At 56.7% G+C, this 12,803-nt stretch carries 8 protein-coding genes; 4 read left to right on the forward strand and 4 right to left on the reverse strand.

Annotated features, from left to right (window positions below; translation table 11 throughout):
• Positions 1-7: 7 nt before the first annotated feature.
• From BGIM_RS0108015 to BGIM_RS0108030, 4 genes are all read right to left on the reverse strand, one after another.
• Positions 8-1,729 carry a hypothetical protein gene (locus BGIM_RS0108015; RefSeq protein ID WP_020469270.1) on the reverse strand — a complete coding sequence of 574 codons (1,722 nt, stop codon included), beginning with the start codon at positions 1,727-1,729 and terminating at the stop codon, positions 8-10.
• Entirely contained in the window at positions 1,726-2,559 is an 834-nt protein-coding gene (gene kdsA / locus BGIM_RS0108020) for a 3-deoxy-8-phosphooctulonate synthase (protein ID WP_157368668.1), read from the reverse strand. Before kdsA ends, BGIM_RS0108015 begins: the two co-directional genes overlap by 4 nt.
• 67 nt (positions 2,560-2,626) lie before the next feature.
• The gene (locus BGIM_RS0108025) at positions 2,627-3,865 is read right to left on the reverse strand and encodes an RNA ligase (protein WP_020469272.1); all 1,239 of its coding nucleotides are present in this window, start codon (positions 3,863-3,865) and stop codon (positions 2,627-2,629) included.
• A gap of 67 nt (positions 3,866-3,932) precedes the next feature.
• Positions 3,933-4,925 carry a hypothetical protein gene (locus BGIM_RS0108030; RefSeq protein ID WP_020469273.1) on the reverse strand — a complete coding sequence of 331 codons (993 nt, stop codon included), beginning with the start codon at positions 4,923-4,925 and terminating at the stop codon, positions 3,933-3,935.
• A gap of 95 nt (positions 4,926-5,020) precedes the next feature.
• Here BGIM_RS0108030 and BGIM_RS49275 point away from each other — a divergent pair, with 95 nt between their 5' ends.
• From BGIM_RS49275 to BGIM_RS0108050, 4 genes are all read left to right on the forward strand, one after another.
• The gene (locus BGIM_RS49275; protein ID WP_020469274.1) at positions 5,021-7,030 is read left to right on the forward strand and encodes a dienelactone hydrolase family protein; all 2,010 of its coding nucleotides are present in this window, start codon (positions 5,021-5,023) and stop codon (positions 7,028-7,030) included.
• 192 nt (positions 7,031-7,222) lie between these two features.
• Complete coding sequence (locus BGIM_RS0108040; RefSeq protein ID WP_020469275.1) at positions 7,223-9,916, forward strand: tetratricopeptide repeat protein; 2,694 nt, start codon at positions 7,223-7,225, stop codon at positions 9,914-9,916.
• A gap of 58 nt (positions 9,917-9,974) precedes the next feature.
• On the forward strand, positions 9,975-10,277 hold the full coding sequence (locus BGIM_RS0108045) for a MazG nucleotide pyrophosphohydrolase domain-containing protein (RefSeq protein WP_020469276.1): 303 nt from the start codon (positions 9,975-9,977) through the stop codon (positions 10,275-10,277).
• A gap of 15 nt (positions 10,278-10,292) precedes the next feature.
• Positions 10,293-12,782 carry a hypothetical protein gene (locus BGIM_RS0108050; protein ID WP_020469277.1) on the forward strand — a complete coding sequence of 830 codons (2,490 nt, stop codon included), beginning with the start codon at positions 10,293-10,295 and terminating at the stop codon, positions 12,780-12,782.
• Positions 12,783-12,803: the final 21 nt, after the last annotated feature.

Consider the following 12,803-nt stretch of genomic DNA (forward strand, 5'->3'; position numbering starts at 1 on the left):
ACGGTGGTTATTTCTTGGCCGCGAATTCCTCGGCTTGGGCCTTCAACCGCTTCGCCTGGGCATCCCGATTTTGGTAAGGCCCGTTCACTTGTGAAGCACTGTCCAAGTAACGCTCCCACCAATCCAACACCGTCTTCCAAGCGGTCGGATCGGGTGTTCCGGTCCGGGTTTGCATCCGGAGTGTTCGCTCGTGGACGCACAACGCCAAGAGGAAATTACTTTCGGCCAATAATGGCCGCGAGGCATAACCAAGCACCCAAGCTTTTTGGATTTCCAGATTACGCGGCGTCCGGAAAAATTCCTCCAATCGTTGACGGGCAACAGCCTCCTCCACCTGACCGCCTTTCTGACCCGCGCGCAGGACATTGGCCGAGAGATTTTGCAGGGTTTCACTCCATTGCGCAAAATCAGCCTTCAACATGGGATCTTGTTCCGAGCGAGTGCGGGCAAATTCGGCCATCGAACGAACATCGCTAAGTTGGGTGGTGGCTTCTTTGAATTGGCCGCGAATCAGGTGTTGTGTCGCCGAGTTTTGTCCAAAATGCAAATTCATAAACGGCATGGCAAACTCGGCGCGAATGCTTCCCAGTGGCATGCCGGCCAAACCGGTTTGGGGAAGAAACTCAAAGGGAACAAGCACCACTTTGTGTTCCTGCCGGATCATCGGCAAACGATTTCCCTTTGCCTCTTCGCTGGAATACCGATTCAACACTCTCAGCGGAGAAACTGCATTACGATCCTGATCGATCGACGGGAACCACCCGTCAACAGCCGTCGCCCCGAGATCGGTTTGGAATTCTTTAAGGAGTTTCGGATAATCCAGCGCCAACGCCACCCCAATGTGGCCGGGGTCGTAACCCTGCAACCACGCCATGCGGGACGATAGGGCTGACAGGGGAAAGGAAAGAAACGCTTTCCACTGGGACACTTGGCTGACATCCGCGATCTCTTTTGCCAGTTCCGGATTGGAGGTCAATTCGGACCATTTGACCGGCGTTGAACGATCTTTGCCAAAAAGCGGCTCGCCTATGACGTGATTGAAAAGAAACAGTTCTTTTCCGATTTTGACACCGCAGAGCCGGACCGGGGCACTGGTCCCCTTGCCGCCTTCTGCCGGCATGTAGGGAGGCATGTCCCTCATGTCCTTCGGGCCGATGAAACAGCCCGTTAACCCGATTTGCTGCCACACAGCCATCATGAGATAGGCCCGCGCCAAGGCGGTGCCCTGTCCCGCCTCCAGCGTCAGCCCCGGAGGGCCGGGTTGCGGCACCCGGTCATTCACATAGACCGTCCGGCACACCCAATCGAAAACAATTCGGGCTTGTTCAAGTGGCGTTTTGCCCGAGATTTCCAAGCCTCTCACGGCCGCCCGGATCATCAACGATTGTTCAAGATATGCGGCATCAGTGGGTGAAAATGTCTTCTGGGCAAATTCATTGGCTTCGGCTTCCGTCAGCCGCAATTTAAGGGCGATGTCCTGTATTTCCTCGGGAGTTGGCTGCGATCGTCCGGCCACGCTGCGGTCCGAGGCGTCCAGTTGTGTCAAAGCCAACTTGCAATGTTCCAAGTCCGGCGTGGCTTCCAGCGGGGCGAGTGTGGTGGCTTCCGTGTCCCTCAACGACACTTCGGCCGTGGCGGCCGAGCGTGTGGTGGCTGGCTTCTTGTTGTTGCAACCGACGAGGGCGGAGAACAAAAGAACAAACGAAAGCAATCGGAGGGTGGAATTCATGAATGACTCTCTTCGGTCGGCTCACGAAGGGCCGAGCGAATGCGTTGACAAACTTCAACCAAACGGGGGAATTCGTCCAAGGGGATCATGTTCGGCCCGTCGCTGAGGGCTTGGTCCGGGTTCGGGTGGGTTTCCACGAAAATCCCGTCGCAACCGGCCGCCACGGCCGCCTTCGCCAGATACGGAACCATCCGGCGGTCGCCGCCCGTGCGGTCCCCCTGGCTCCCCGGAGTCTGTACGCTGTGCGTGGCATCAAAGATCACCGGACAACCCAAGTCCTGCATCCACGGAATGGCTCGCATGTCGTTGACCAAATTGCCATAGCCGAAGGTGGAACCTCGCTCGGTCAGCATCAGGTTCGGGTTGCCGGTTTCCCGGATTTTGGCGACGACGTTTTTCATGTCCCAAGGAGCCATGAACTGCCCCTTTTTCACGTTGACCGCCTTGCCGGATTTCCCGGCCGTCAGCAACAAATCCGTTTGCCGGGCCAAAAACGCCGGGATTTGAATGATGTCCACCACCTGCCCGGCCGCCTCGGCTTGGTGGGTTTCGTGGACATCCGTGGTCACCGGCAACCCGGTCCGTTGCCGGACTTCCTCCAGAAGTTTCAAGCCTTCCTGCAAGCCAGGCCCGCGAAACGACTTGCCGGAGGTTCGGTTGGCTTTGTCGAAAGAAGATTTGAAGACGAGTTGGATTTTTTGTCGTTGGGCGAAGGCCGCCAACTCATCGGCGACCCGAAGGATCAGTTCCCGCGATTCCATGACGCACGGCCCGGCGATCCACAAAAAGGGTGAATCTTTGCCGCAGGTATAGTTGGCAATCTTGACCATCCGAATCCCGCCCTTCGTGAAAACGCCGGTTCCATCCGACATCCTCATATATGCGGGGGCAGGCCGCTCAATTCAAGCCTGCGAGGGCCTGATTCGCCTCTTCGGGGGTGTCAAAGACTCCTTCTACCTTCTCCAGTGTCAACCTTCCGTCGAAGGCCGAGAAGAACAACGGCTTCATCAATGGTTCGGATTGAACCGCCATGGCGAACGCCCGCCGTCGTGCCCGGATATCTCCCTCCGGGATCGTCGCCAGAACCTCATCGGCCCGGCGGCTTGCCCATTCCCGAAGCCGTTCGCAGACTTCCCGATAACTGGCGTATCGGTTGTAATGTTCCCGATAAACCGACAATACTTCCTCGGGAACCTTATCCGTTCCCTGGGCTTGCAGAAACTGTTGAAACTCATCCCACTTCGGGAAATCGGCTTTTGACCGGAGTATTTCAACCGTGGCCGAATAGGTGCAATTGACCATCAACTTGAGCAGGCGAAGGTAATCCGGGGATTTCACTTTTACCCGATACAACACTTCGGTCGTCTCGAAATTGATGACACTTCCTTCCTGATCGGTTCCCCGGATTCCCGAGAGCATATGCTCGATCTGGGCCGGAAGATCGTCCCCGGCAACACCGATCAATTCGGTGACGCTCAACCCGTGTTCCTTGGCAAACTGGTTGATCTCCCGGTAGGTCCAATACCGCGTTTCTCGCCGGTCAAACACGGCGATTAACACTAAATCTTCACGGGGGCCATAATCCGTGATGACGCGGCCACCCGGATGGAGCAGTTCCAGAATGAACGTCAGCCCTTCCCACTCCGGTTTTGCTTCCAACAAAGCGGGAAACTGTTTACTGGCGATTTGCCGGGCCGCCCCGAGATAATCAAAATGGTTTTCGGGTTCGGGGTTCGACAGCGTGACCCCTTCGATCATGCCGCGCGTGGTGAAATACACCCGGCCGCCATGTTGAAACCGTTGCACCATTGAACCGTCAAACTTCCGCAAGAACGAAATACTCGCCCCCTCGGCGGTTAATCCGGCCAGATCATAGACGGTCACGTTGCGTTCGCCGAGATTGTAAATCTTCAACAGCGGCAGCGAGACCAACCGATGCGGGTTTCGCTCGAAGACGATTCCCTTGGCGAACAGTTGACGTTCTTCCTGCGGAGTGAACAATTCTTTGGTGGCATTGGCCAGCACCAGCCCGTCGATCTCTCGTTTCATCAACAACGGGTCGGCATCAATGGCCGCCAGAAGCTTTTCCGGGTCGTTCTTCAATCGGGCGAGGAGTCGGTCAATCCGCAGTTCCATAATCTCGCTTTCGCAAACGTTTTGCCGGGAAATGACCAACCGACGGGGACCAAAGTTCGGGCATCAATCACTTCTTCGCTCGCGGTCCTTCATTCGACCCGGTGGTTTTCACCACTTCAAAGTCGGAGCCTTTGATTTTGCGAAGTTCATCCAACCCCTTGATACGCTCATCGGGGGCGACGGACATGCGCCAATCCCCGCCGTTGTCCGCGACGAACATGCCGTATTTTTTGAGCCCCTTCAAAATCGCCTGCACATGCGGCGAAAATCCGGAAATGTCATAATCAGCCCGGAGTCGAAACCGCTCCCCCATCCGGGGCAAATCGGGATCTTTCAGTGAACTGGCGAAGTGTGTCGCCGGATAGACATAAGCCCGTTGACTTCGGCGAACCGTGAACCGCATCGCGTGATTGACCATGCCCTTCTCCACTTCGTCGAATCGCACGATGGAGGGGAAAATCGGCAACCCGGCCGCGTCGGTCGAGGTCCAAGTATCGGGACGCAGTTTGTTGGAAGTCAGGTCAAAGATCGCCGTGCAGGCACAGGTCCAGCCGTTGTCCGTCTTGCGGCCTTGATAGAACTCGTAAAGCTTTTTGGAAACCGGATCAACCACCACCACATGACGGTCTGCGTCTTCCTTCCCCCGTTGGGCGGCATCAAGAGTGCGTTTGTCCAGCGGCCAGCCTTCGATCGGGGCATTGTCCGGCAGCGGGAACGGTCCCGGATCGGATTCATCCGGGTAAGAGACAATCTTCAGATCGATCTTCTTTTGTGTCGGAGGGACGAGGATATACGCCATGTCTGAGTTGTAAGCGAACCGCTTTTCCGGCCCGATGGTGGCGATGATCTTCTTAGAATTCGGATGCACCGGTAGTTTAGAAATGTCCTCGTTCCACGGATTATCCGGCGGGAAAATCTGAAGCTGGCTGACGATCTTGTCCGCTTCTGGAGTGTTGAACATGATCGGCTTGTCGATCACGACAGGCGTTTTGGGATCGCCGATGACAATCGAACCCAAGAGGAGCATTGAGGCAAAAACCAGCGGAGAGAAACGTCGCATGGCCGGACTCCGGGTGAAAAAACTTCCCCGTAGTATGTTCTCGCGTTCGGTGAAAATGCAACGTACAATCGTGCGGAATAACGGAGGATTTTTCGATGGCCGAGCCGAGTCCCTTCGATCTGCGCACCCGATCCGTCGCCGCCAGCCTGCGGGCCGGCGACAAACCACCCGAGACGGCCGAGCAATGGGGCGAACGCCGCAAAGTGGTGCTGGCGAAGATGCGCGAGTCTTGCGGGCCGGTTCCCGAAAAGCCCTGCGATCTTACGCCGAAGATCCACGGCGAACTAAAACGGGACGGTTACCGGATTGAGAAAATCACTTTCCAGACCCGCCCGGATGTTTGGGTGACGGCCACCGCTTATGTCCCGGAGGTGGCCGCGAAGGAAAAGGTTCCGGCGGTGTTGGTCGTTCACGGCCACTGGGCATGGGCGCGGCGAGATCCCGTTGTGCAGTCTCGCAGTCTCGGGCTGGCGAAACTCGGGTTCTTCGTGCTGGCGGTGGATGCCTTCGGAGCCGGGGAACGCCACCCGAAACCGGCCCGCGGCACTTATCACGGCGGGTTGATGGGTTCAACCCTCTGGCCCACCGGGCACACGCTGTTGGGGATGCAAGTTTACGACAACCAGCGGGCCGTCGATTATTTGCTCTCCCGGCCGGAAGTCAACGGCAAACTCGGCATCACCGGGGCCAGCGGCGGCGGCAACCAGTCGATGAACGGCGGGGCGTTGGATGAACGGTTTCAGGCCGTCGTGCCGGTTTGTTCCGTCGGGAGTTATCAAGCCTATCTCAAGGCCGCGTGCTGCGTGTGCGAGGTGTTGCCGAACGCGCTGACATACACCGACGAGGGGGACGTGCTGGGGCTGGTGGCTCCGAGGGCGTTGATGGTAATTAACGCCAGCAAGGACGGCATCCAGTTCAGCCCGGCCGAGGCCGAACGAAGTGTTTCGCGGGCCAAAAAGATTTATGAAACCCTCAAAATTCCCGAGAAATTCAAGCATGTCGTGATCGAATCGGGCCACGACTACAACCAGCCGATGCGCGAATTGATGTATGGCTGGATGACCTGGCACCTCAAGGGCATTGGCAAGGGAGATGCCATCCCCGAGCCGAAATTCAACTTGGACACTCCGGAAGATTTGACGATTTTCCCGAACCCGGACGACCGTCCCAAGGTATTTCTCACCCCCACGCTCTTCGCGGCCAAGGTGGCCAAGGAACAAATCAAGGCCAGCGACGACCTGAAGCCCGACCACCCGGAAATGTGGCAGGCGCGAGCCTTGGCCATCCGCAAGATGGTCACTGGCGTGCTGGGTCTGACGCCGATTTTGCCGGACGCCCGCATCAAGACGATGGGGGAGAAGACCGAGGGCAATTTCCAAGTCATCACTGGCGATTTGGTCACCGAGGCGGGCATCACGATCCCAACCGCGCAACTCGATCCCAAGGACAAGGAAGCCGGTCGAGTGAATCTGGTGTTGCATCTGGAAGGCTCGGTGGACGCCTTAAAATTGTCGGTTATCGAAACGCTCAAGCAGAAAAAAGAAACCATCCTGACAGCCGACCTCCGGGTCACCGGCGCAGCCAAATCAACTTGGGGCGGTGTGGCGGGCGCTCCCGATCATACCGTCGCCGAACATGGAATCTGGATCGGCCAGCCGTTGTTGGGCCAGTGGGTTCATGATGCCATGACGCTTCTGATGATTGCCCGCAAGACAGCCGGAAATAAACCCGTGCGGATCATCGCTTACGGTCAGGCGGGAGTCGTTGCGGCGATTGCCGCCGGTTTGATGCCCGAGGCGGGGGCTGATTTGGTCTTGCTCGACGTGCCGCCGACATTTGCCAGCGACACCCCATACGGTTCGGGTACCATGATGGGTCTGCTCGCCCCCGGCATCCTGCGGGCGGGGGATATTCCGCACTTCTTGGCGTTAAACGCCCCCAAGAAGATTACTGTAACTGGTAGTGTGTCCCTTCAGGGGAACCGCCTGAACCAGAAGGAAGCGGAGGCGGCCTTTGCCTTCCCGGCGATTGTCTCCAAGACCCTGCCGGGAGGAAAATTCACTGTCAGCACAGAGCCGTTCAATCCGCAAATGTTGGGGGATTGATCCCGGCGTTTGTCTGCGGTTGTATCTTTGCGGTATGATGAAGTGACGCGAATTCTCTCGCTTTTGGGCGGTTGTGCCTTGTGGCTTTCGCCAAACAACGACTGATCCGGACTGGCTTTAATGACAATGTTCGTCTCGGTTGAGGAATCGCGTCCCGCCAAATATCGTTCAAATCCGTGTTGAGATACCACGATGAAGTCTTGTGCCCTGTTGTTGGGTTTGGCGCTGTGCGGTTTCGGGTTCGCCCAGGAACCGGCCAAAACTCCCGCCAAATCTACCCCTCTCTCCGAAGCCCGACAACGCTGGCTGCACGGCAACTACGACGAAGCCCGGACGGCGTTTGAAAAACTCCTTGATGACAAGGAATACGGGGTTCCCGCATCGATTGGATTGGCCCGCTCATGGCTGGAAGTCGGCGATGTGGCCAAAGCCAGACTGGCGCTGGAAGCCGCCGACAAACGGACACCAAAAAATCCAGACATCCGAGCTTGGCTCGCCAACCTCGATTACGACATCGGCAATTGGGATGACGCCCTCAAAACGGCCGAGGAGGTCATCAAGGCCGAGCCGGAACACTTCATCGCCCGCTGGGTGCGTGCCCGGTATTACCGCGACACGGGGGATGCGGCCAAAGCCGACACGGAAATGCGTTGGTTTGTCCGCACCTATTCGCAACGAGACAACGACGACAAACCGATCAAAAACCCGGATGAACTCCTCATTGTCGGCATGGCCGCCGCCGAGAATGCCCGCTGGCACAGTCTGGGGGACCAGTTCCGGTTCCTCATCAACGACTTGTACCCGGATGTGTTGAAATTCGAGCCGGATTGCTGGATGGCCGAGCATGACATCGGAATGCTTCTGCTCGAAAAATACAACCGTCCGGAGGCCACCCAAGCCTTTGACAACGCATTGAAAATCAATCCCAAGGCGGCCGATGCCTTGGTGGGCAAGGGATTGGTGGCCTTGCAGCAATTCGAGATGAAGGAAGCCGAGGGATTCGCCGATCAGGCGTTGAAGATCAACCCGAAATTGCCCGGAGCGTTGCGTCTGAAAGCGGATGTGCAACGGGTGGGTGGGGACATGAAAGCCGCCGCCAAGTTGCTGGAAGCGGCCAAGACAATTAATCCGCGCGATGAGGCCACGATGGCCCGGTTGGCGACCTGCGCCATCGTCAACCAAAAGCCGGAGGAGGTCACGGCAATCATTGCGGCCGTCAAGAAATTTAACCCGAAGCCCGGCTTGTTCTTCAATGACGTTGGCACCACTCTCGAAGATCACAAACGTTATTCCGAGGCCGAGGGGTATTTCAAGCAATCCATCGAATGCAGGGACAAACTTCCCGCCGCCAAGGCCGGTTTGGGGATGCTCTACCTTCGGCTTGGCAAAGAAGAGGAAGCCCGAACGCTTCTGGAACAAGCATTCAAGGGAGATTCGTTTAACGTCCGCGTGTCGAACTCGCTCAAGGTGTTACGCCATCTCGACAAATACAAAACGGTCACGACCAAGCACTACCATTTGAAGTTCGACCCGAACACGGATGCCCTGCTCGCCTCGTTCATCGCGGAATATTTGGAAGAAATTCACGTCCAACTGGCGAAAGATTTCTCCTACGAACCCGAGGGAAAAATCTACGTCGAACTGTTCAACAGCCACGAGATGTTCAGCGGCCGAACTGTCGGTCTGCCAGACCTGCACACCATCGGAGCTTGCACGGGCAAGGTAATGGCGATTGCCTCGCCAAACGGCAAAGGACTGGCTCGGCCGTTCAACTGGGGCCGGGTGATCCGGCATGAACTGGTTCACATCTTCAATGTGACGCAAACAGAGTTTCAAGTTCCGCACTGGCTCACGGAAGGGTTGGCCGTGCGCAACGAAGGCAGCACGCATCCGCCGCAATGGGATGCCGTCCTGCGGGAACGTTTTGAGCAAAACACATTGTTTAACCTTAACACGGTGCTATTCGGGTTCGTTCGGCCGAAGGATCAAAACGAGTGGTCTTTGGCGTACTACCAGAGCAACCTGTACGTCCAATATCTCATCAAAACCTACGGCATCGAAAGTGTCGGCCCGTTGTTGACCGCCTACCGAGATGGTCTGGACACCCAGAGGGCCATCGAGAAAGTTTGCAAAGTTCCGCTTGGCCAGTTTGAGCAAGGCTATCGGCAATTCATCACCGACTTGGTGAAGTCAATCCCCTCATCCAAGCCAACGGTCGCGGAAAAGCCGATGACACTGGCCGAACTGGAAAAAGCCCACACAGACAAGCCGAACGATGTCGATGTCTCGGCCAGACTGGCGGATCAATATTCCCGGCGCCGAAAGGCGGCCGATGCGAGGAAACTGGCTGAGGCCGTGTTGACCGCCGAACCGGGGCATGTGCAGGCTTCCATCGTGAAGGCCCGGTTGTTGGTCGCCGCCGGGGACGAGGAAGGCGCCCAAAAAATTCTCGACGAAGCGATCAAAAAGCACCCGGAAGATGGCCGGTTGATCCAAGCCCTCAGCCGGGCGGCAATCGAATCAAAAGATTGGACCAAGGCCGCCGAACTACTGGAGAAGGGCCGGAAAACGTCTCCGCTGGATGGCGACTGGCTGCCTCTCTTGATCGATGTCTACACAAAAACCGAAAACGCCGAGAAACTGGCCGACGTGCTCAAAGAACACATCGGCAACGACCCGGACGATCTGGCCAGCCGGTTGAAACTGACCAAGATTCTGCTGGCCGATAAAAAATTGACAGAGGCCGAGGCGGTGGCATGGGACGCCTGCCGAATCGACATTAAAAGCAAGGAAGCCCAAGAGAATTTGTTAACCACCCTTGAAGGTTTGAAGAAGACGACGGTGGCCGAATCGCTTCGCAAGCGGTTTGCCGGTGAACTCCCGTGAAATCCCCCTCGTATGGGGATCAGGTGCTAGAATGCCTTCGTTGCATTCTGGAACCCAAATGACGCTCGACGAATTTCAACGATTCATCAAGACAACCTTCGGTGAAAAGGATGAACGCCGGGGAATCGCCGGGACGTTCATGTGGTTCATGGAGGAAGTCGGCGAACTGGCCGAGGCTTTGCGGGGAAACGCCCCGAAGGCCGACACGGCCGCCGAGTTCGCGGATGTGCTGGCCTGGCTGGCGACACTCGCCAACATCTCCGGCATCGACTTGTCCAAGGCCATCACGGACAAATACGGGGCCGGTTGCCCGGAATGCGCGAAGATTCCCTGTGAGTGCGGAACCTCGGAAAAGCCATAACCCCCGTTCTCAAGCATGTATCGATTTCTTCTCATCGGTCTGGTTCTGGGCGTTCTCGGGGGACCGTCTGTCTCCCTCGCCCAAAATCGCGAACGGATCAAAGTCACCAATATTCGCATCGGATTGCCGAACGGCCCGTCCGGCGATCCGTCCCGGCGCGGCATCTACAAAACCGGCCAATGGGCGCCGGTCTATGCCGATTTGGAATGTGTGAAAGACACCGAAGAAACACTGCTTTTCACTGCCGAAGTGTTGGATGCGGACGAAATCATGACGCAAGGCAGCGTCGAAATCCCCACGATGGTCCAAGGGGAACGCCGCACGGCCGCCGAGTTGGGCCGGATTCCTTATCTGAAGGCCAGCTTCAATTATGCCTCGGTCAACGTGCGAATCACCGGCAAGGATTCGGGCCGAACTTACGCGGATACCAATTCCCGCACCACCGAGGGAATGACCACCGGCAGCTACCTGATCCTCTCCATCGGCGGCAACCTGAATTCTCTTCGTCTTCAAAATCGAGAATCAGGCGACGGGGATGTCAATTCTTCCAAAGACCTCCGAAACGGCTGGATTGGAACTTCACAGATTCTTGAAATCGGTCTGATGCCGGACCACTGGATCGGTTATTCAGCTGTTGATCTGATGATTTTGAACACCGGCTCAAACCGGGCCTTCTGGGAAGAACTGGCGGCCCCGCAACATGAAAAACGCCGGAAAGCCGTCGCTGAATGGGTTCGTCGGGGCGGCCGGTTGATCGTCGGATTGGGAACCAATGTCGATGCCTTTGTCAACATTCGGGAGTTTAAGGATTTGCTTCCGGTCAATGTTCCCGCCGCCGGAAAAGTGAATGTTTCAAAACTGTTGATGGAATGGCTTGTGAATGTGCGGCAGGAAAATAACGTTCGGCTCTTTTACAACAACGGGCCGGGTGAATTTGCTTCGGCGATCATCGAACCGCGCACGGATCGGGCAGCCAAGCCGCTTTTGCAAGACTTTGTCGAAGAAAATGGGCCGAGAGGCGCCCAACGCCGTCCCTTGGCCGTGCAGGGTGTCTGCGGAACCGGCCGAGTGACTGTGTTTGCCTTTGATTTGGATCGTTCGCCGTTTGTGGACTTCAACCAACGGTCGGCATTCTGGGAAAACACTCTGGCGCAGTGTGGCTATCAAATCCCCGAATTTGGTCAGGAACTTCAATCCTACAGCCGGAATTACGACGAGTTCCCCAATGCCCTTCAGGGAAATCTCGACTTCTTCGAGGGGGTTCCGGTCGTCTCGTTCGGCTGGGTGGCCCTGTTCATCCTGCTGTACATTCTGCTGATTGGCCCGATTGATTACTTCTTCCTCAAGAAAGTTGTCAAGCGGTTGGAGTGGACATGGGTGACCTTCCCGATCATTGTGATCGGCGTCAGCACGGCGGCTTATTTCACCGCCTACGCAATCAAGGGGCAGGATCTCAAGACGAACAAGATCGATGTGGTTGATTACGATCTGCACACGGGCCGGATCGACGGGCATTCCTGGTTCACGCTCTTCAGTCCGAGAATTCAAAAGTACAACCTGAGCATCGAACCGGCCGTGAACGACGGCGTTTCTAGCGACCCCGTGTGGGCGATCGGCAAATCTCCCGAGGCGGCGTTGAACAGTGTTGTCACATGGAGTTCGCCAACTGACAGCTATCGCTATGGCGGCGGCAGCGCTCGGTTGCTCACCAAGAAATATGAGTTTCAATCGACCGTCGATCCGACGGACCCGAACCGCGATCTTTACGCGAATTCGCTCAACGGCGTGCCTATCCAAGTGTGGACGACCAAATCCTTTGCAGCCCGCTGGACGGCAAACGTGGATGAGAAGCATCCCCCGGTGATCGCCAACCTGACTACCGGACGCGGCGCTGACAAAGACATCTTGTTGACGGGAACAATCACAAACATGCTGCCGGTCGAGGATTTCAGCGATATTGGCCTCGTATGGCGCGGCAAAGTATTCCAATTGCTCGATCTTCCCAAAGGAGTATCGAAACCTGTCACGCTTAGCACCGCAAGCGGCGTGGGGGATGCCGTGACCACAAAGGAATTCAAAACATGGCTAAATGATCGGGACGGCCGCTACAAAGGGGCACAACCTTATCTTCCGTTGAATAACTCCGGAAGAGGATCGTTTGATTCCGGCACGACATCCAACCCGAATTTTCGACTCTGGCAATTGCTGTTTCACGAAACTTCGAACGACACAGAGATCCGTTCTGGCCAACCCAAGAACATATCCCTGCGTGATCTGGATCAATCATGGCGGGTCGGCCCGGATCACGGCGAACAGGCAATTCTTGTGTTGCGAGTTCCCACCCGCGAGGGACTGGCCGAGAGCATGGCCGAATCCCCGTTGTCCCCCTCCCGTTTGTGGATCGGGGCCAACCCGAGTGACATGAAAGCCCGGCCCTCCAACCCCGGCACGCTTCGACAGGAAACTTACATCCGCGTCTTCATTCCCGTGAAAACGCCCAAATAACCCGAGACTTTCCGGCGAACC

Source organism: Zavarzinella formosa DSM 19928 (genome assembly GCF_000255705.1).
Lineage (GTDB): Bacteria > Planctomycetota > Planctomycetia > Gemmatales > Gemmataceae > Zavarzinella > Zavarzinella formosa.